The organism is Oryzobacter telluris (assembly GCF_043099285.1).
GTDB lineage: Bacteria > Actinomycetota > Actinomycetes > Actinomycetales > Dermatophilaceae > Oryzobacter > Oryzobacter telluris.
In genome coordinates this window covers 1,524,427-1,543,971 of the sequence record NZ_CP170723.1, presented here as the reverse complement: position 1 = coordinate 1,543,971, position 19,545 = coordinate 1,524,427, and the positions used below count along the sequence as shown (strand labels likewise).

Sequence of the window (19,545 nt, the reverse complement as noted above, 5' to 3'; positions counted from 1 at the left end):
ATGGCCGGGCAGCGGCCACCACCCCCACGACCTCCTTCGGAGCACACCGACATGCCACGCGCACTCATCACCGGGATCACCGGCCAGGACGGCCTCTACCTGTCCGAGCTGCTGCTCTCCAAGGGCTACGAGGTCCACGGGATCGTCCGCGGCCAGAACAACCCCAAGCGCGAGCTGGTCCAGGAGATCGTCCCCGACGTCGTCCTCCACACCGGCGACCTCACCGACCTCTCCAGCCTGCTGCGCGCGATGTCGGTGGCCGAGCCCGACGAGGTCTACAACCTCGGCGCCGTCTCCTTCGTCGCGTACTCGTGGGAGAACGCCCGCGTCACCACGGAGGTGACCGGCAACGGCGTCCTCAACGCGCTCGAGGCCGTGCGCCTGCACTCGGGCAAGGACCTGGGCCGGATCCGCTTCTACCAGGCCTCGTCCTCGGAGATGTTCGGCAAGGTGCAGGAGGTCCCGCAGCGAGAGACCACGCTGCTGTGGCCCCGCTCGCCCTACGGCGTCGCCAAGGTCTACGGCCACTACATGACGATCAACTACCGCGAGTCCTACGGCATGCACGCCAGCTCGGGGATCCTGTTCAACCACGAGTCCCCCCGTCGCGGACCGGAGTTCGTCACCCGAAAGGTCTCGATGGCCGTGGCCGCCATCGCGCTCGGCCTGCAGGACTCCATCACCATGGGCAACCTCGACGCCAAGCGCGACTGGGGCTTCGCGGGCGACTACGTCGAGGGCATGTGGCGCATGCTCCAGCAGCCCGAGGGTGGCGACTACGTGCTCTCCACCGGCGAGACCCACTCCATCCGGGAGCTGCTCGACATCGCGTTCGCCCGCGTCGGCATCGACGACTGGGAGGGCAAGGTCCTCCAGGACCCCCGATTCATGCGCCCGGCCGAGGTCGACCTCCTCGTCGGCGACGCCACGAAGGCGCGCGACGTCCTCGGCTGGCAGCCCACGGTCGGCTTCCGCGACCTCGTCGAGATGATGGTCGACAGCGACCTGGCCCACCTCCGGGCCCAGCACGGCCGATGAGCGTCGCGCTCGTCACGGGCGCCACGGGGCAGGACGGCAGCTACCTCGTCGAACGCCTCCTCGCCGAGGGCCACGAGGTCCACGGGCTGGTCCGGCGCGAGGACCTCGGCGGCTCGCTGCCCGCCGACCTCGTCGTCCACGAGCTCGACCTCGCGTCGCGCGCCGACGACCTCGCCGGGCTCGTCGACCGGGTCTCCCCCGACGAGCTCTACAACCTCGGCGGCATCAGCTCGGTCGCCCACTCGTGGGCCGACCCCGTGCTCACGGCGCGGGTCAGTGGCGTGGCCGCGGTCGTCCTCCTCGATGCCGCCCGCCGCCTCCAGGAGCGCCGCGGGCGCGAGGTGCGCGTCCTCCAGCCGAGCAGTGCCGAGATCTTCGGTGAGCCGGCCGAGTCGCCGCAGAACGAGGCGACGCCCGTGCGGCCGGTCAGCCCGTACGGCGCGACCAAGGCCTTCGCCCACCACCTCGCCGGGCTGGAGCGCTCGCGCGGGTTGTTCACGGCGAGCGTCATCCTCTACAACCACGAGTCCCCCCGTCGCCCACCGACGTTCGTCACGCGAAAGATCACGAGCACGGTCGCGGCGATCGCCGCCGGGCGCGCCGACCGGCTCGTCCTGGGCAACCTCGACGCCCGCCGCGACTGGGGCTGGGCGCCCGACTACGTCGACGCGATGGTGCGCGCCCTGCGCCACGACGAGCCCGGCGACTACGTCGTCGCCACCGGCGAGGCGCACAGTGTCCACGACTTCGTCGGGGCCGCGTTCCGGCACGTCGGCATCGACGACTGGGCACGCCTCGTCGAGGTCGACCCCGCCTTCATCCGGCCCGCCGACCCGAGCCTGCTCGTCGGCGACGCCACCCGGGCGCGCGAGCGCCTGGGCTGGGTGCCGACGGTCACCTTCGACGACCTCGTCGCCCGGATGGTCGACGCCGAGCGGGCCGCCGAGTGAGCCCTGCTCCGACGGGTCCGCGGCCGCGCGTCGCGATCGCGCACGACTACCTGACCCAGCGCGGCGGGGCCGAGCGCGTCGTCCTCGCGATGGCGCGGGCCTTCCCCGACGCCCGCATCCACACCACGCTCTACGACCCCGACGCCACCTACCCGGAGTTCGCCGACCACGACGTCGTCACGTCGCCGCTCAACCGGGTGGGGCCGCTGCGACGCGACCACCGCGTCGCCCTGCCCTTCCTCGCCCCGGCGGCGTCGAGGATGGCCGTCGACGCCGACGTCGTGCTCGTGTCGTCGAGCGGCTGGGCGCACGGGTTCCGGCACACGGGGCGCTCCCTCGTCTACTGCTACTCCCCCGCGCGCTGGCTTTACCAGACCGACACCTACCTCGGCGGGGCCCCGCACCGGTCGCCACGCGGGCTGGCGCTGCTCGCCCTGCGGCCCGTGCTGAGGCGCTGGGACCTGCGCGCGGCCCGCGCCAGCACCCGCTACCTCGCGATCTCCCGCGTGGTCCAGGGGCGCATCCGGGCCACCTACGGCCTGGAGTCGCAGGTCGTACCCGCGCCGCACAGCATGGACCCGTCGGCGCCGCAGGAGCAGGTCCCCGAGCTCGCCGACTGGGCCGAGGGCGGCTTCCACCTCGTCGTGTCGCGGCTGCTGCCGTACAAGAACGTCGACGTCGTCGTCGAGGCCGTGCGCGGCACCAGCCACCGTCTCGTCGTGGTCGGGGCCGGCCCGGGCCGCGACGCCCTGCTCGCCACCCGGCCCGACAACGTCCGCCTCGTCTCGGGGCTCAGCGACGCGCAGATCCGCTGGGTCTACGCGCACAGCCGCGTCCTCGTCGCGCCGAGCATCGAGGACTACGGCCTGTCACCGCTGGAGGCCGCGGCCTTCGGGCGCCCGAGCCTCACCCTGCGCGCGGGTGGCTACCTCGACACGGTGGTCGAGGGCGTGACCGGGCTGCACGTCGACTCCCCCGACCCGCTCCTCGTGCGCGCCGGCCTCGACGAGGTCGAGGCGCACCCGTTCGACCCCGACGTCCTGCGGGCCCACGCGGCGACGTTCTCCGAGGCCGGTTTCGCGGCGCGGCTGCGCTCCGAGGTCGACGCGCTCCTCGCCGACGGCTGACCGGGGCGGTCCTCGGCCGAACGGACCGAACCTCGTCGGGTTCCCCAACCGGACCCGACGGGGTTGCGCGCGTGGTCATACTGGGATTTCTGGGGCCGTCCGCAGGGGGCGTCCGCACACTTCCCCAGCCCGAGGACCCCGTGATCGTCAACGAGGAGCAGACCAGCACCGTCGCCGCCAGGTCGGCACGGTGGAACCACCTCGCGCCCACACTCGCGGCGATGCTCACCGACCTGCTCGTGATGTCGCTCGTCACCTACGGCGCCGGCCTCGGCCGCCAGCGCCTCCCCTTCTTCGACGAGGTCGGCGACGTCGACAACCTGCTGCGCGCGGTGGGCGTCCCCCTCGTCCTCGGCTGGTTCGCCGTCGTGGCCCTCACGGGTGCCTACGCCACCCACGTCCTGGGGGCGGGGACCACGGAGTACAAGCTCATCCTGCGCGGCACGATGATCGGCGCCGGCGTCGTCGGGGTGGTCTGCTACCTCGCGAAGTTCCAGTTCTCCCGCGGCTTCTTCTTCCTCCTCATCCTCTTCGGCGTCCCGACCCTGCTGCTCGGCCGCTACCTGCTGCGCCGCGCCATCCACGCCGCGCGCCGGCACGGCCACCTCGTCCACCGCGTCGTCGTCGCCGGGTCGGTGGCCCAGGTCGACGAGGTCGCCCGCGTCCTCAGCCGCGAGAGCTGGCTGGGGTACCACGTCGTCGGCGCCGTCGTCCCCGCCACCGAGACCGTCGAGACCACGCCCGGGGGCGTCCAGGTGCTCGGGTCCACCGCGCGCACCGTGGCCGTCGTCGTCGACACCGACTGCGACGTCGTCCTGTTCGCCGGTGGAGCGGTCTCCTCCGCCCAGCAGATGCGCCGGGCCGCGTGGGAGCTCGCCGACACCCACGTGCAGATCATGCTCGTCCCCCAGCTCACCGACGTCGCCAGCGACCGCGTGCGCGTGCGTCCCGCAGCCGGACTGCAGCTGATGGAGCTCGAGGGGCCGCGCCACCAAGGCGCGAGCCGGACCTCCAAGCGGCTGTTCGACCTCACCGGTGCCGGCCTGCTGCTCCTGCTCGCGAGCCCGCTGCTCCTCGTCACGGCCCTCGCGGTCAAGCTCCACGACGGCGGGCCGATCCTGTTCCGCCAGCAGCGCGTCGGGCGCAACGGCGACCTCTTCGACTGCTTCAAGTTCCGCTCGATGGTCGTCGACGCCGACTCGCGCATCGACCAGGTCGCCGACGCGAACAAGAACGGCGACGACCACGTGCTGTTCAAGGCGACCAACGACCCGCGCATCACCGCCCCGGGCCGCCTCATCCGCCGCTTCTCGGTCGACGAGGTCCCGCAGTTCCTCAACGTGCTGCGCGGCGAGATGAGCCTCGTGGGGCCGCGGCCGCCGCTGCCGGGCGAGGTCGAGCGCTACACCGACGACGTCCGCCGCCGCCTCGCGGTGCGCCCCGGGATGACCGGCCTCTGGCAGGTCTCGGGCCGCTCGGACCTGTCGTGGGAGGACTCGGTGCGCCTCGACCTGTACTACGTCGACAACTGGTCGCTCGTGCAGGACGTCGCCATCCTGGCCCGCACCATCGGCGCCGTCGTCTCCAGCCGCGGCGCCTACTGACCCCTCGCCGCGTCATCCGTCATCCGGCCCCCCGGGTCGAGTACTTGCGCCGGGTCGAGGTGAAACCCGACCACGTGAGGGTCGTCTTTCACCTCGAACCGCCGGGGTGGTGCGCCGGGCGTCAGACGCGGGCGCGGGCCCGCTGGCGCTGGCTCGGACGAGCCGACCCGGGGCCGACGACCGGCGCCTCGGGCGTGACCTCGTCGGCCGGGGCCGTCTCGACCTCGGTGACGGTGCTCGTGTAGCTGCCGTAGCTGGCGTACCCGCCGTAGCCGTGGCCGTAGATGGCGGTGGCGACGCCCTTGCGCGGCGCGAGGTTGAGGACGACGCCCAGCACGCGCGCGCCCACCTGGGCCATGAGCTTGGCACTGTGGCGCGCCTGCTCCTTCTGGGTGCGGCCGACGGCGAAGACGAGCAGTGCCCCGTCGGTCATCGCGGCGAGCAGGCCGGCGTCGGTGACGGCGAGCAGCGGGGGCGCGTCGAGGATGACGAGGTGGTCCTTGGCGAGGTGGTCGACGAGGGCGTGCATCCGCTGCGACCCGAGCAGCTCGCTGGGGTTGGGGGGCACCCGGCCGGCGGCGATGAACTTCAGGTTCGGCTGGTCGGTGTCCTGTAGGACGTCCTTGAGCCTCACCTGCCCCGAGAGCAGCTGCGAGAGCCCGACCCGACCGGACTGGTCGAGGACGGCGGCGAGCGTGGGTCGGCGCAGGTCGGCATCGATGATGACCGTCTTCTGGCCGGCCTCGCTGAGGGTGCGGGCGAGGGTCGCCGACACGGTGGACTTGCCCTCGCCGGGGTTGGCGCTCGTGACGACGATGCTGCGCAGGCTGCCGTCGACCGAGAGGTAGCGCAGGTTGGTGCGGATCTGGCGGAACGCCTCGGCGGCGGGGCCGAGGTCCTCGAGCCGGCCGCGGGCGGTCTCCCGGCGCAGCTCGGTGGTGGTCGGCACGACGCCGAGGACGCTGGTCGCGACGAGCTCCTCGACGTCGGCGACGCTGCGCAGGCGGGTGTCGAGCTGGCGGCGCAGGAACACGAGGACGTAGGCGACGCCCAGCCCGACGAGGGCGCCGACGAGCAGGTTGGTGCGGGTGACGGGGGCGACCTTCACGCCGGGCAGGGCGGTCTCGATCGGCACGATCTGGACCAGGGGCGTGCTGCCGGCCGAGGCGCTGCCCACCCGCTCGATGCGGTTGGCCTCCTCGGCGGTGGCCGCGATGACCGCGTCGGCGAGCAGGCGCGCCTGCTCCGAGGTCGGTCCGGTGGCCATGACCTTGAGGATGACGCTGTTCGGGGCGACCGAGGCGCTCACCCGGCCCGCGACCTCCGCCGGCGACGCCTGGATCCCGGTCTCCTCGATGGCCCGCTGCGCGACCGCGCGGCCCGTGACGAGCGGCAGGTACGAGTCGGCCTTGCTGCCCCCGAGCGTGGTCTCGGCCAGCCCCTCGCCGGAGCTCTGCGGGTCCCCGCCCACGACGACGTACCCGCTGGCGTCGGCGAGGAAGACCGCCGGCATCTGCGAGGTCACGGCGAGCGCGGCCCCGGCGCCCACGACCGTCAGCACGACGAGGTGGAGCAGGTGGGCACGGGAGAGCCGGACGAAGTCGAGAATGGTCACGGAGGGGTCCTCGGGGTTGAGGTGGCACGACGGGGGTTGCAGGCCGCGACGTGCTGGTGCGCCGATTTTATCGCCGCGTCCCCCCGACGGCCCGGTACTCGGTGAACCCCGGACCTAGAGTGACCGAATGACCGAGGGAGCCCTGGTACCCGTCGCCGTGCGGGTCGAGCTCGCCCACGCCGCGGTCCAGCGCCTCGCGGAGCAGTCCGGTGTCGACCTGCTCCACATCAAGGGCCCGGCCGTCCACCCGGGGCTGCGCCGCACCCCGAGCAGCGGCAGCGACGTCGACGTCGTCGTCCGGCCCGACGGGGTCGACGCCCTGATGGCGGCCCTCGCCGCCCACGGCTGGCGGGTCGAGACCGAGTTCACGTCGGGCTCGGCCTTCGACCACGCGGCGAACCTCTACCACCCGAGCTGGGGCCTGCTCGACGTCCACCGCCACTACCCCGGCATGGACCGCGACCCCGCGCACGCGTTCGACGTCCTGTGGGGCACCCGCGGCTCGGTGCAGCTGGCCCACGTCTCGTGCGCCGTCCCCGACCCGCTCTCCCAGTCGCTCGTGCTGCTGCTCCACGCGGCCCGCACCCCCCACGAGGGCGCCGAGCACCCCGACGTCGGCCCCAACTGGCACGAGCGGACCCCGCAGGAGCGCGACCGCATCCGCGAGATCGCCGTGGCGACCGGCGCGACCGTGGGCCTCGCGGCCGCCACGGGCCACCTCGCCGAGCACGCCCACGACCCCGAGGCCGCGCTCTGGCGCGTCTTCACCGAGGGGGGCGACCGGCTCGACGAGTGGGGTGCCCGCTTCCGCTCCGCCCGCGGGCCGCGCGCGAAGGCGTCGGTGGCGGTGCGCTCCCTCGGCGTCAACCGCTACTACCTCGCCCAGAAGCTGGGGCACCAGCCCTCCCGCCCCGAGGTGGCGGCCGAGTTCTTCCGTCGCCTCGCCGCGGCGGCCTCGGGCGTCGTTGGACGCCTGCGACGAGGAGCGCGCCGATGACGACGACCGACGAGCACCGGGTCGTCGTCGCCCACGACGCCGGGTGGGTCGAGCTCGACGGCACCGTGTACCCGGCCCGCCTGCCCGACGGTCCCCCGCTCGTCCTCGCCGACGTCGGCGCGCTCGTGTGGCACGCGGTGGTGGCCGGCGGCACGCTCGCCCAGGTGGTCGACCGCGTGGCCGACCAGGTGGGGCAGCCGGTCGACGAGGTCGCCGCGGGCGTCACGCAGTTCGTCGACGGCCTCGTGGAGGCGGGCGTCCTCGAACGCCGCCCGGCCTGACTCAGGCCGGGTCGTCGTCCCCGGACGACCGCCGCGACCGGACCAGGGTGCCGAGCCCGACCCCGAGGGCGGCACCGAGCCCGTTGAGGACGACGTCGACCACGCTCGGGTCGCGCGCCAGCCCGGGCAGCGCCTGGACCGCCTCGACGCCCACCGACATCAGGACGAGCGCGGCGAACACGGCCGACGGCCTGCGGCGCAGCGCGACGACCCCCAGCCACCCCAGCGGCACGAAGGCGAGGACGTTGAGCACGGCCGCGTACACCTCGGGGGTCACCGACCCGGGCACCCCGAGGCGCTGGAAGACCACGTAGACGGCGACGATCGCGCGGTTGACCGCGTACCCGTCGGGCCACAACAGCACCGCGAGGACCCCCAGCCCGATGACCGCGGTGACGCCCGCGGCCACCCAGCCCCCGGCGCGCCTCACCGGCCCAGCATCGCGGTGGCCAGGGTCTCCTGGAGCCAGGTGAGGAAGTCGTAGACCGCGAGCGCGTACCCGAGCGGGTCGTCGTCGTCGAGCTCGTGCGCGGCGGCCTCGAGCGCCTCGAGGTCCTCGTCGGTGCGCAGCCCCATCCGCTCGCCGAGGACGAGCCGGACGTCGGTGAGGGCCGTGAGGAAGGCGCGCGCGTCGGCCTCCGACAGGCGCACCTTGTCGTCGTGGCGCAGCGTGGCCGCCGCGACGGCGAGCGCGCCGGCCTTGCGCTGGCGCAGCCCGGTCTCGGTGAGGCGGCGGAACTCCGCCGCCACCTCGTCGTCCTCGCGGTTGGCGTTGGGGAGCAGCCGGTTCAGGGCCGGGTCGCGGTCGAGCGCGGCCATCTCGAGTCCGTCCTGGTCCTCCCCGGCCACCGTCACGCCCATGCCGAGGCCGGCGACGATCGAGGAGAAGTCGTCGTCACCCTCGGGCGCGGCGTCGGCGGGGTCGAGCAGGTCGTGGACCTGGTCCATGAGCCCGGCCACGGTCGCGCGCTCGAGGCCGTCGAGCCGTGCGGTGAAGCGCAGCTCGTCGCCCTCGCCCCGCCGCCGGAAGCCGCGGGCCATCAGTCGTCCTTCTGGAAGGTGGCCCAGAGCCCGTAGCCGTGCAGCGCCTCGGTGTCGGCCTCCATCGCCTCGCGGCTGCCGCTCGCGACGACGGCGCGGCCCTCGAGGTGGACGTCCATCATCAGCTTCTCCGCCTTGGCGCGGCCGTAGCCGAAGTGCGTCTGCAGCACGTAGGTCACGTAGGTCATGAGGTTGACCGGGTCGTTCCACACGATGGTGACCCACGGGGTGTCGGGGGCGACGTCACCACCGGTGGCGGTGACCTCCTCCGTCATGGGTGCGAGCGACACGCCCCAAGGATAGGAGGCGCAGCGCCCGCCCCGGACCACGCGCCTCCCCGCCCCTCCGCCTCCCCGCCGCGAGTGCGGAACCTGTCGCCGGGGCAACCAGTTCCGCACTCGACGCGGGGTGGGGCGGGGTCAGCGGTTCCGGGCCGCGTTCCAGGTGCCGGCGTACAGGCCGTCGTCGCAGGCCCGGCCGGCCTCGCCGAGCTCGAGCGGGCGGAAAGTGTCGACCATGACGGCGAGCTCGTCGAAGTACTCCTTGCCCAGGCTCGCCTCGGCCGCGCCGGGCTGGGGGCCGTGGGCGTGACCGCCCGGGTGCAGCGAGATCGAGCCCTTGGCGATGCCCGAGCCCTTGCGCGCCTCGTAGTCGCCGTCGACGTAGAACATGACCTCGTCGCTGTCGACGTTCGAGTGGTAGTACGGCACGGGGATCGCGAGGGGGTGGTAGTCGACCTTGCGCGGCACGAAGTTGCAGATCACGAAGTTCCAGCCCTCGAAGACCTGGTGGGCCGGCGGCGGCTGGTGGATGCGTCCGGTGATGGGCTCGTAGTCGCGCACGTTGAACACGTACGGGTAGAGGCAGCCGTCCCAGCCGACGACGTCGAGCGGGTGGAAGGGCAGGACGTGGACGGTGCCGACGATGCCGCCGCTGCTCGCCGGGCCGCCGCCGCGGTGCTTGATGAAGACCTCGGTCTCGGCGTCGGGCTTCTCGCCGACGTCCTCGGCCAGGAGCGGCCCCTGCGGCACGCGCAGGTCGCGCTCGCAATAGGGGCTGTGCTCGAGGAGCTGGCCGTACTTGCTGAGGTAGCGCTTCGGCGGCGCGATGTGGCTGCTCGCCTCGATGCAGATGGTGCGCAACGGGTTCCGCGCCGATGACGTGGGGATCCAGCGGTGCGTGGTCGCCCTCGGGATGATGACGTAGTCGCCCTCCCCCACCTCGAAGGCGCCGAACACGGTCTCGACGCGGGCGCTGCCACGCTCGACGTAGACGCACTCGTCGCCGATGCCGTTGCGGTACCACGGGCTCGGCTTCGCGGCCACGGCGTACGACAGGCGCACGTCACCGTTGCCGAGGAGGAGGCGCCGCCCGGTGACCACGTCGGTGTCCTTGACGGTCTTCGCCGGGAAGAGGTCATGCGGCTTCAGGTGGCGCGGCAGCAGCGGGTGGTTGGCCGTGGTGCTGAGGTCGCCGATGCTCCACTCGCGGTACTCGGCCACGGTCGAGGGGATGTTGCGGTGGTAGAGCAGGCTGGAGTCCGAGCTGAACCCCTCCTCACCCATGAGCTCCTCGTAGTAGAGCTCACCGACCCTGCCGCGCCTGGCGGGTCGCCGGTGCTGGGTGTGCCGCTTCGGGGGGATGCTGCCCATCGCCTGGTAGTGCGCCACGTGGTACGTCCACCTCGCTGTGGTCGGAATCGGTCCCGCCAGCCTAGGCGGTGGCCCGTGGGTCGGACAGTCTCCCTGCCCCGCGGCGGCACATTGGTCAGATCGCGCGGTCTCCTGCCGGTCCGGGTGGTCAGAGTGCCCAGCCGCTCGTCCCGCGGAGGGACACCTCGCCCCGAGTCGGTAGCCTGCCCGCATGCCCTCGACGACGACGGACGGTCCCGCCGTTCCCCACCCGGCGCACGCGCCCCTCGTCCTCGGGCTCGTGGCGGACGCCGCGGTCTTCCCTCCGGCGGCGCTCCCACTCGAGGACGCGGTGGCCGCCCATCGCCGGCACCGGACGGCCGCCTACGCGGCGGCGGTCGGCCCCCTCCTCGTCGCGGCGTCAGGGGTCGCCGAGCTGGTGCGCGTCCTGGACGCCGAGGGCGGTCGGGCTGACGTCCTCGACGTCGTCGTGGTGGCGCGCCCCGGCGGCGACCCCGCCACCCTGACCGCGGCCCTCGAGGCGCTGCGGGGCGACAACCGGGTCCGCGTCGTGGCCGCCGAGCTGGCCTGGGAGCAGGACTGGCGCGACCTCGGGCTCGACGGCCTGCCCCTCGCCCTCGAGGTGCCGCGGGGCGAGGAGCACGACCTCGCCCTCGCCGACATCCGCACGGGGGTGCGTGAGGGCCTGCCCGTCGTCGCGAAGTTCCGCACCGGGCCGACCCCGACCTGGCCGTGGCCCGACGAGGCCGAGCTGGCCGACCTCCTCGTCGCCCTCTCTGCGCTCGAGGTGCCGTTCCGCCTGACCGGCGGGCTGCACCACGCCGCGCGCGGCACCTACGAGGTCGACGGCGTACCGGAGGAGAACCACGGCCTGCTCAACGTCCTGCTCGCCACGTCGGCCGCGCTGTCGGGGGCGGGGCGCGAGGAGGTCGCGGCCGTGCTCGCGGTCGACGACGCCGAGGCCCTGGCCGAGCTGGTGGGCGCGTGGAGCGCCGACACCACGAGCCGGGTGCGCGCGGCCTTCACCGGCTACGGCTGCTGCACCGTCACCGACCCCCTGGGCGAGCTCGCCGACCTCGGCCTGCTCGACCTCACCTGACCCCTACCTGCCGCGAACCATCCTCCCCCGCAGCGACATCCGCTCGACCCGACCGACTCGTCCGTCCAGACCGACTCCGACCGAAGGACCGCCATGACCTGGCTCGACCTCCCCACCGACCACCCCTTCGGTGTGCACAACCTCCCTTACGGCGTCTTCTCCGTCGGTGACGACGAGCGCCGCGTCGGGGTCCGCGTCGGCGACCGCGTCCTCGACCTCGCCGCGTGCGCCGAGCACGCCGGGATGGAGTCGGCGGTCGTGTGGCGGGCGTCCTCGCTCAACCTGTTCCTCGAGCAGGGCCGCGAGGCGTGGACGGCAGCGCGCGAGTGGCTGACCGAGGTGCTGACGAACGAGGCGCACCGCGACGCGGTCGAGCCGCACCTCGTGCCGCTGACGCACGTGACGCTGCACCTGCCGATCGAGGTCGCCGACTACGTCGACTTCTACGCGAGCGAGCACCACGCCACCAACGTCGGCCGCATCTTCCGGCCCGACTCCGAGCCGCTCACCCCCAACTGGAAGCACCTGCCGATCGGGTACCACGGCCGCTCCGGCACGGTCGTCGTCTCCGGCACCGACGTCGTGCGCCCCACCGGCCAGCGCAAGCCGCCGACCCAGCCCACGCCGGTCTTCGGGCCGTCGACACGCCTCGACATCGAGGCCGAGCTCGGGTTCGTCGTCGGCGGCTCCACCCGGCTCGGCGAGCCGGTCGCCCTCGGTGAGGCCGACGAGCACCTCTTCGGCGTCGTCCTCCTCAACGACTGGTCGGCCCGCGACATCCAGGCGTGGGAGTACGTGCCACTCGGCCCGTTCCTCGGCAAGTCGTTCGCGACCTCGATCTCGCCGTGGGTCGTCACCACCGACGCCCTGCGCGCGGCGCGCGTGCCGCTCCCGGGGCAGGACCCCGAGCCGCTCCCCTACCTCCGCTCCGAGCCGACCGACGACGGCGTCGGCACCGCGTACGGCCTCGACCTGCACCTCGAGGTCGACTGGAACGGCACGGTCGTCACGCGTCCGGAGTTCCGCGACATGTACTGGTCGCCGGCGCAGATGGTGGCGCACATGACGGTCAACGGCGCCTCGCTGCGCAGCGGTGACCTCTTCGGCTCCGGGACGATCTCCGGCGCCGCCAAGGACACCAGAGGCTGCTTCCTCGAGCTGACGTGGAGCGGCCAGGAGCCGGTGACCCTCGACGACGGCTCGAGCCGCACCTTCCTCGAGGACGGCGACACGATCACGCTACGCGCCACCGCTCCCGGCGCCGACGGGACCGTCATCGGGCTCGGCGAGGTCGTCGGGACGATCCTCCCCGCCCGCTGACGCCTGCGCGATCCGCCCGGAGGGGCGGTCAGTAGCGCTGCACCCAGATCATCGGCAGGAAGCGCTCGCCCTCGCGGCGGCTGCGGCGCAGCGCGACGAGCATCCAGACGACCGCGACGAGGGCGAGGCCGCCAGCGGCCGGGAGGGCGACACGCCACACCCGCTCGCGCTCCACCCCGGCCGACAGGGGGTCGGCGGTGCCGGTGAGCTCGTCGCCCGCAAGGGAGACGCACTGCACGTCGAGCCGTCCGGAGAACGCCAGCACCGCTGTGCGACTTCCCGGTTCACGCAGGCCGCCGAGGGCGAGCAGGGGCTGGTCGCCGCGCCACACGGGTGGGCACGAGTCCCAGTCGACGGGGGTGTTCGCGGCAGACCCGCCGAGGGCGATCCGCTCCCCGGACCGGACGTCGACCAGGGTCGCCGCCCGCGCCCCGGAGCCCCCCGACGGCGTCCGGAGCAGCAGGATCCGGGTTCCGTCCGGGGAGGCGTGGACCGCGGCGATCCCGCCGCCGGGGTCGCCCCCTCCGACGACGCTCACCACGGTCCACCCCCCACCCGCCAACGGCCGGGTCACGACCTCGAGCACCGTGCGGCCGTCGACCGAGACCTCTCGCAGGCCGAGCACGGTCGAGGTGTCGCGCCAGCCGGCCGCTCGCACCGTGGCATCACCGGGGCCGGGGCGCAGGACGACGTCGGTGCGGGTGTCGAGGACCGCCGGGCCCCCGGTGGTGTCGACGAGGACGTGGCGCGAGTCGGGGCTCCACGCCACCCGGGTGTCGGTGCGGGCGAGGACGGTCGCGTCGGTGGAGATGGGGCGGACCACGGTGCCGTCGGCGAGGTCGCCCACGCCCTCCCCGGTGAACAGGTGGCGCCCGTCGGGCGCCAGCGCCCCTCCCGTGGAGAGCAGGTTGGTCCCGCGGACCTGGGCCAGCAGGCCGGCCCGGTCGATGACGTAGCGGTCGGGCGGACCCTCCCCCCACGCCGGGACATCCACGACTCCGAAGACCGGGACGGTGCCGTCCCGGTAGGCGCCGACGAAGAGCTCGGACACGAACTCGGGGTAGGAGACGGGGGCTCCCTCGGCGGGAAGGGCCGCCTGTGCCGGACGCATGACGAGGGCCACCGTCGTCACCAGCGCGACGGCGGCGGCCACGAGCGCCGCTGCTCCCGCCCGCGCCGCCCAGGTCCCGCGACGGCCTCGGCTCCACAGCCGTGGCGTGTCCGGTGCGTCGACGGAGCCGCGCTCGAGGACGTCGTCGGCAGCGCCCTGCAGCATCCGGGTGAGCTCGTCGGTGGGTGGTGTCATCGGGTGGCCTCCTCACGGCCGAAGGTGTGGGCGAGCTCGGGCGCGAGGACGCGCAGCCGCTCGAGGGCGTGGCGCGTCTGGGACTTCACCGTGTTGACCGAGCAGCCCAGCACCCGGGCCGTCTCGACCTCGGTGCGGTCCTCGTAGAACCGCGACACGAGCACGGCCCGTTGCCGCGGGGTCAGGCGGGACAGGGCGTCGACCAGCGTGAGGCGGGTGGCCAACTCGTCGGACCCGTCACCCACGGGGACCACACGGTGGCCGCCCGCGTCATCGCTCGTGTCGACAGGGTCGGGCTGATGGCGCCGCCACCGCCAGGTGTCGATCGACCGCGTGTACATGACCCGTCGGACGTAGGCGTCGACGGCGCCCGGGTCAAACCGGTGCCAGTGGCGCGCGGCGCGCACCAACGACTCCTGGACGAGGTCCTCGGCGGCGTGCGCGTCACCGGTGAGCAGGGCGGCCGTGCGCAGCAGCGGCTCCCAGCGCTCGCGCACGTAGGCCTCGAACTCCCGACGGTCGGCCATCCCTCCCCCTCCCCTGGTCGCGTCCCGGCTCCTCGGTCACCCAGGAGGACGGCTGTCCACCCACTCACGGGTGGAAGTGGGCCCGAAGAATCTCAGATCCCGCTCCCACCCGTCGCGCTCCGACGTACCGGTCACACCCCGTCGACGGTGAGCGTGACCGTGACGACGTCGTCGAGCTCGATGTCCTCAGCTCGTCGCACCGCGTCCTTGAGCGGGACGACGTAGCCGCCGTCCTTGGGCCAGAGGGCGGTGGTGAAGGTGGTGTCGCCGACGCGTCCGGCGACGGGGATCATCCCCCAGCCGTAGCTGACCTGCGGCAAGACCGCTTCCAGCGCACCGCACTCCTCGTCGGGCACCGAGACGAAGTGGTAGGGCGACGGCCCGCGCCAGTGCCAGACGACCCCGCTGAACTCCAGCTCCATGCGCACAGGCTAGGTGGGGGCGCCGACGTCCCGACCCCAACCGCCGCCATGGTCCGGCGAACCGGCAGAGGGCGTGCGCGGCTCCACGAGCGCGCATTGCCGGGTCGTCACGGTCGGCTGAGGAGGTGGCCACGCTCGGTACCGCGAGTCATCGGTCGTCATATCGCGTGGCGAGGTGGTACGGCGTCCGCGTGGGGCGACCGGATCAGAAGGGTGGTTCGTCGGGCCAGCGGTGGCGCCGCGTCCGGACCCCACCGGTTCCGCAGCCAGGTCGGGTGCCGGCGCCGGCGTCGACGAGGAGGCCACGGACCTCCGCGGTGCGGCACGTCTCGACCCGCACCCGCCGAGCCGATGTGGCGCCGATGACGGCCCGCGAACTCACCCCGGTTTGGGAACCGCGCCCTGCGCCGTCGACCTCGCGGGACGACGAGCGCATCGACGTGGCGGCCAGGAGGTGTTCGAGATCGAACTCGACCGTGCTGAACTCGCCTGTCACCCGCTCCGCCGGGCGTGCCTCGACCTCCTCGGCCGCGACCGAGGCCCCGGAGCCGGCGAGGACGACGACTGCGAGCGCGTCGATCGGGTGGGTCGTGCGCACCCTGCCCGTCGGGTCGGTCCACTCCATCAGGGCGCCCGGCAGCATCCGCACCCGCCACCCGGCCCGCTGCTTGATGCGGTGGTGTCGCCGGCAGAGGCAGGCGAGGTTCGCGGCCTCGGTGCGCCCGATCGGCCAGGGTCGGACGTGGTCGAGGTCGCAGAACCTCGCGGCCACGGAGCATCCCGGGAAGCGGCACCGACCATCGCGTGACCTGACGAGGGCGACGAGCCAGTCGGGTGGGCGGTAGCCGTTGGCCACGCTCGCATCGAGGATCGCGCCGGTCTCGCGGTGACACGGTGCGGTCCGCACCTCCACGTCGAAGGCGCCACCGTGTCGCCGATCCTTCGCGTCACCCTGAGGTCGCCGCCGCCGAAGTCGTTCCCGACGCTTGCGGATCGCTGTGCGCGGAGTCTGCTGCCCTGCCTGGAGGAGCCCCGCGAGCCACTCGCGGGAGACGAGCGACGCCTCCGACGGCCGGAGCCCGCGGACCTCGACGAGGTCGTCGCCCTGCCCGACGCAGCTCCTCGTCCCCGCGCCACCGTCTCGGGTCGTCGGCCGCCGGTCGTCGGACTCCCGCGCCGGGCGGTCAGCCGCACCGGGCTCGGAGCCACCGGCACCGGTCGTCGGCCGCTCGTCGTCGCGCTCCCGCGCAGGGCGGTCAGCCGCACCGGGCGCGGAGCCACCGGCTTGCTCACCCTCGGGAACGGTGAGGACGATCGAGTACGTGACGGTGGAGCTCGCGGCAACCAGATCGGTGAGGGCCTTGGCGCGGGCCCGGTCGATGCCGGAGCACACGCCGTCGGCGACGTACTGGCGGGCGAGCTCGTCGATGGCGGCCCAGGCCGAGGCGGCGTCCTCGCTGGGGAAGGTGCCCCACCACGCGTCGACTCCCGGCTCGGCCACCCAGCGGCGAAGTCCGGTCTCGCGCCGGGCGCGCTCGGCACGCTGGCGCAGGAGGTCAGGACTGATGCGCGCGAGGAGGCGTCGGCAGCGTCGCCGTAGTGCGGCGGCCGGCTCGATGCCGAGGTGTCCGTCGAGGGCGGCGACCACGGTCTCGGCGACCTCAGCGGGGACCTCGGCCAGCTCGAAGGCGACGACGCCGGCGCTGTAGCCGTCGAGCCGTCCCTCGCGCATCGCCTCGTGCAGGGGCGCCAGACCGGACTCCTGGGGGACCTCGCGAGGGTCGTCGACCACCGGAATGCGCGCCGCCGCGAGGCGGACCGCCTGGTCGACCCGGCGCTGGGCCTGCGCGTGTGACGCACCGATGCAGGGCGCGACGAGGTCGGCGGTGTCGAGGGCGACGTGGCCCGCACCCCGCACGACGTCGATGAGGGTGCCGTCCTCGGCCCAGTCGGACTCGACGGTGGCCAGCTTCGCGATGGCTGCGTCCTGCAGCGCGGTCGTGGTGTTGACGAGGACCTGCGCAGCGGCGATGAGGCCGGCGAGCTCGTCGCGTCCCTCAGGCAGGTCGCGACGGGAGGCGAGCCGTTTGGAAGCAGAGGTCAGAGCGTCGACCAGCGCGGTGTCACCCACACCGCGCGGACTGACGATGCTCCCCTGGTCGACGTCCATGGATCCCCCTTCCCCTGACGTCGATTCTACTCCCCCTCACTGAATAGCACAAGTGTTCGAGTCGCTGAATGTGGATGAACTGCAGCCCTTTTCGCGATGAAGTGAGAGCCGACGCCGGTGGGCGCGCTGAAGCGGCCGACGTCAGGGGATGGCGATCGGGCCACCTGGTCGAGTCGCCCCGAAGACCCCATCCGAAACGCGTGGGAGCCGACAGCGAGAGGACGGCCCACCCTCCTCCGAACCCGCCTTGAGACCTGACCGACGAGCAAGGCGACCGGACCGCGAAGGAGGGCCACCCTCCTCCAAAGCCGCCTGAGGACCGGACCACGGAACACCACGAGCCCACAGCAGAGGACGACCCCATCCTCCGAAGCCGTCTGAGAACCCGACCTCGATGAACGGCGGGCTGACAGCGAGTCCGGTCAAACCCTTTCGGAGCCGCCTGACAACGCAACCGAAGCGCACGACCGGTGCGGCAGCGAAGAACTCGATGTCCATCAGCCACACCCGCACCGCAACCCAGCCGCCCACCTCGGCACCGCTGACGAAGGCCCCCTACGGAGCGTCCACGCCCCCGACGTCGAGCGCCCCACCACTCCCCCGCCACCCGGCGACGACCGCAGCCCCGATGAGCGGCCCGTCCGGACCGAGCGCGCTGTGCACGACCCCGGTCTCCGGCAACCCTGCCCCCATGAGCTCGCCCAGCCGCACCGACATCGCCGAGAAGGCCGGGGTCTCAGCACAACCCAGCCCTCCCCCGAGGACGACCAGACCGGGGTCGAGCAACCGGATCACCGACGCCAGCGCCTCCGCGAGAGCGACGCCGGCGGACCTGACGATCTCCCCGGCCAGGCCATCACCGCCAGCCGCCAGACCCATCACCTCTCGCGCCCCCGCCACGGCCGTCCCCGCCTCCCGCCGGTACCGGTGCGCCATCGCCGTGCCGGACGCGACGTCCTCGAGCCGAGCGCCACCCACCACGAGCTCACCCAGGGCGATGGCGCGGCCGTGGGATCCCTCGATGAGGCGCCCGCCGACGACGAGACACCCGCTGAGTCCCGTTCCCCAGGAGACGTAGTAGCCCGACGCCGCGCCCCGAAGCCCTCCGTGCCCGACCTCAGCAAGTGCGCCGCACCGCACGTCGGACTCGACCACCACTGGCACGTCGCCGAAGGACCGCTCCAACCAGTCCTGCCCGGCCGGCCAGCCGAGGACCTCGCGGCTGTCGATGCGGCCCGAATCCACGTACTCGCACACCCCGACCCCGACGCCGCGCAGCCCGCCGGACGCCGCGTCCACCAGGGCTGCGGCAACCTGCTGGGTCGCCACGCCACCGGGGTCGGCCCGGCCGTCCACCACCGGTGTCGGCAGCTCGATCCGCGCGGAGGCTCCGTCGTCACCGAAGAGCGCGCCGACGATCTTGGTGCCGCCGACGTCCACCGCCGCGAAGCTCATCGGGTGGGCCCGGTCCGTCGCGTCATCCGCCCATCGTGGCCGGTGCCGGGGGCGGCCCGGGGACCCACCCCTCCGGAACGCGCCCTTCACCCAACAGGTACTCCGCCGGGTGCGACGCCCGCACCAGCGCCCGCCACGGCGTCCCGGCGGGCAGGACCACGCCGTCGCCAGGGCTCAGACACGCCGGTGCGAACGTGTCGTCCGCAAGGCGCATGTCGACCCACAGCTCGCCGGCCGTGCAGACGATGGAGGTCTCGTCGACGCACGGGCGGAAGTCCTCGATGTTGCCGGGGAAGACCGTCCCGTGGACGACCGTGAGGAACTCCGTGGAGACCCACGTGGCCGTCAGGTGGGTCGGCGCCGTAGCCGCGAACCCCCACAGCGCGCGGTCGTCGTCGAGCACGTGGAGCGACACCGCCCGCTCGCTCTCGTCCCGCGCGGCGGGCCAACGGCCGAGCCACCGGCGGTCGGCGTAGGAGACCTCGGGGATCATCGGCTGCTGGCGCGCGTACTCCGAGGCCGTGCCGCGGCTCGGCGGGGGCGAGAAGAACTCGAGCACCCGGGTCGTCCCACCGGTCGGGTTGAAGCCATGGTGCCACGTGTCCCGGCGGAACAGGACACCCTGACCGGCGCGGACCCGCCGGACCTCGCCGACGAGGGGGTTCGCCAGGACGAGCTCGCCGTCGAGCACGCAGTACGCGACGTCGCCCGCGAACACCGTCTTGTTCGTCTCGCTGTGCGTGAAACCCGCACCGGCCGGCAGCTCGAACTCCAGCACGTGCAGGTTCAGCGACGATGAGTACACCCGGTCGGTGACGAGCCCGGCGCCGGCGTCGCCCCACACGTGGTGGGCGGTGTCCTGACGACGGATGACGGTGGGCTCGGCATACGTGGGGCGGGGGGTGGGGCGGCGGAAGGTCGACATGGGGCCCTCTCTCGTT

Annotated in this window: 19 protein-coding genes; 8 read left to right on the top strand and 11 right to left on the bottom strand. The window is 73.4% G+C overall.

All coding sequences use genetic code 11. The features are described from left to right. Positions 1-51 precede the first annotated feature (51 nt). The 4 genes from ACFLFB_RS07020 (at position 52) to ACFLFB_RS07005 (ending at position 4,719) form a co-directional block, all read left to right on the top strand. Complete coding sequence (locus ACFLFB_RS07020) at positions 52-1,038, top strand: GDP-mannose 4,6-dehydratase (RefSeq protein WP_392544997.1); 987 nt, start codon at positions 52-54, stop codon at positions 1,036-1,038. Then, positions 1,035-1,988 carry a GDP-mannose 4,6-dehydratase gene (locus ACFLFB_RS07015; protein ID WP_392544996.1) on the top strand — a complete coding sequence of 318 codons (954 nt, stop codon included), beginning with the start codon at positions 1,035-1,037 and terminating at the stop codon, positions 1,986-1,988. Before ACFLFB_RS07020 ends, ACFLFB_RS07015 begins: the two co-directional genes overlap by 4 nt. Then, entirely contained in the window at positions 1,985-3,115 is a 1,131-nt protein-coding gene (locus tag ACFLFB_RS07010; RefSeq protein WP_392544995.1) for a glycosyltransferase, read from the top strand. Before ACFLFB_RS07015 ends, ACFLFB_RS07010 begins: the two co-directional genes overlap by 4 nt. Before the next feature lie 140 nt (positions 3,116-3,255). Further along, positions 3,256-4,719 carry a sugar transferase gene (locus ACFLFB_RS07005; RefSeq protein WP_392544994.1) on the top strand — a complete coding sequence of 488 codons (1,464 nt, stop codon included), beginning with the start codon at positions 3,256-3,258 and terminating at the stop codon, positions 4,717-4,719. Between the two features lie 121 nt (positions 4,720-4,840). On the opposite strand, the gene ACFLFB_RS07000 is transcribed toward ACFLFB_RS07005, so the two are convergent. Further along, complete coding sequence (locus ACFLFB_RS07000) at positions 4,841-6,334, bottom strand: polysaccharide biosynthesis tyrosine autokinase (protein ID WP_392544993.1); 1,494 nt, start codon at positions 6,332-6,334, stop codon at positions 4,841-4,843. Positions 6,335-6,461: 127 nt separating this feature from the next. On the opposite strand from ACFLFB_RS07000, the gene ACFLFB_RS06995 reads away from it, so the two are divergent. Beyond that, a complete protein-coding gene (locus tag ACFLFB_RS06995; RefSeq protein ID WP_392544992.1) occupies positions 6,462-7,331 on the top strand; it encodes a 2-nitropropane dioxygenase in 870 nt (289 codons plus the stop codon). Further along, positions 7,328-7,612 (top strand): PqqD family protein, encoded by a 285-nt coding sequence (locus tag ACFLFB_RS06990; protein ID WP_392544991.1) that lies wholly within the window; start codon positions 7,328-7,330, stop codon positions 7,610-7,612. Before ACFLFB_RS06995 ends, ACFLFB_RS06990 begins: the two co-directional genes overlap by 4 nt. Position 7,613: 1 nt before the next feature. Here the strand turns inward: ACFLFB_RS06990 and ACFLFB_RS06985 are convergent, their stop codons facing one another. From ACFLFB_RS06985 to ACFLFB_RS06970, 4 genes are all read right to left on the bottom strand, one after another. Further along, positions 7,614-8,042 carry a VanZ family protein gene (locus ACFLFB_RS06985; RefSeq protein WP_392544990.1) on the bottom strand — a complete coding sequence of 143 codons (429 nt, stop codon included), beginning with the start codon at positions 8,040-8,042 and terminating at the stop codon, positions 7,614-7,616. Then, entirely contained in the window at positions 8,039-8,653 is a 615-nt protein-coding gene (locus ACFLFB_RS06980) for a DUF2017 domain-containing protein (protein ID WP_392544989.1), read from the bottom strand. Before ACFLFB_RS06980 ends, ACFLFB_RS06985 begins: the two co-directional genes overlap by 4 nt. Further along, positions 8,653-8,928 (bottom strand): ATP-dependent Clp protease adapter ClpS, encoded by a 276-nt coding sequence (gene clpS / locus ACFLFB_RS06975; RefSeq protein WP_392545392.1) that lies wholly within the window; start codon positions 8,926-8,928, stop codon positions 8,653-8,655. The genes ACFLFB_RS06980 and clpS overlap by 1 nt, the downstream gene beginning before the upstream one ends. A gap of 144 nt (positions 8,929-9,072) precedes the next feature. Next, positions 9,073-10,323 (bottom strand): homogentisate 1,2-dioxygenase, encoded by a 1,251-nt coding sequence (locus ACFLFB_RS06970; protein WP_392544988.1) that lies wholly within the window; start codon positions 10,321-10,323, stop codon positions 9,073-9,075. A gap of 193 nt (positions 10,324-10,516) precedes the next feature. Between ACFLFB_RS06970 and ACFLFB_RS06965 the strand changes: the two genes are divergently transcribed. Continuing rightward, positions 10,517-11,404: a hypothetical protein gene (locus ACFLFB_RS06965; protein WP_392544987.1), complete on the top strand. Its 888-nt coding sequence runs from the start codon at positions 10,517-10,519 to the stop codon at positions 11,402-11,404. Positions 11,405-11,497: 93 nt separating this feature from the next. Next, the gene (gene fahA, locus ACFLFB_RS06960; protein WP_392544986.1) at positions 11,498-12,724 is read left to right on the top strand and encodes a fumarylacetoacetase; all 1,227 of its coding nucleotides are present in this window, start codon (positions 11,498-11,500) and stop codon (positions 12,722-12,724) included. Between the two features lie 28 nt (positions 12,725-12,752). On the opposite strand, the gene ACFLFB_RS06955 is transcribed toward fahA, so the two are convergent. The 6 genes from ACFLFB_RS06955 to ACFLFB_RS06930 all read right to left on the bottom strand — a co-directional run bounded on the left by ACFLFB_RS06955 (position 12,753) and on the right by ACFLFB_RS06930 (position 19,529). After that, positions 12,753-14,030 (bottom strand): hypothetical protein, encoded by a 1,278-nt coding sequence (locus tag ACFLFB_RS06955; RefSeq protein ID WP_392544985.1) that lies wholly within the window; start codon positions 14,028-14,030, stop codon positions 12,753-12,755. Further along, positions 14,027-14,557, bottom strand: a complete 531-nt coding sequence (locus tag ACFLFB_RS06950; RefSeq protein WP_392544984.1) for a SigE family RNA polymerase sigma factor — start codon at positions 14,555-14,557, stop codon at positions 14,027-14,029. The genes ACFLFB_RS06955 and ACFLFB_RS06950 overlap by 4 nt, the downstream gene beginning before the upstream one ends. Before the next feature lie 131 nt (positions 14,558-14,688). Next, the gene (locus ACFLFB_RS06945) at positions 14,689-14,979 is read right to left on the bottom strand and encodes a DUF1905 domain-containing protein (protein ID WP_392544983.1); all 291 of its coding nucleotides are present in this window, start codon (positions 14,977-14,979) and stop codon (positions 14,689-14,691) included. Between the two features lie 205 nt (positions 14,980-15,184). Then, the gene (locus ACFLFB_RS06940) at positions 15,185-17,149 is read right to left on the bottom strand and encodes an HNH endonuclease signature motif containing protein (RefSeq protein ID WP_392544982.1); all 1,965 of its coding nucleotides are present in this window, start codon (positions 17,147-17,149) and stop codon (positions 15,185-15,187) included. Between the two features lie 555 nt (positions 17,150-17,704). Next, on the bottom strand, positions 17,705-18,604 hold the full coding sequence (locus ACFLFB_RS06935; protein ID WP_392544981.1) for an ROK family protein: 900 nt from the start codon (positions 18,602-18,604) through the stop codon (positions 17,705-17,707). Between the two features lie 22 nt (positions 18,605-18,626). Further along, positions 18,627-19,529, bottom strand: a complete 903-nt coding sequence (locus ACFLFB_RS06930; RefSeq protein ID WP_392544980.1) for a cupin domain-containing protein — start codon at positions 19,527-19,529, stop codon at positions 18,627-18,629. Between the last annotated feature and the right edge of the window lie 16 nt (positions 19,530-19,545).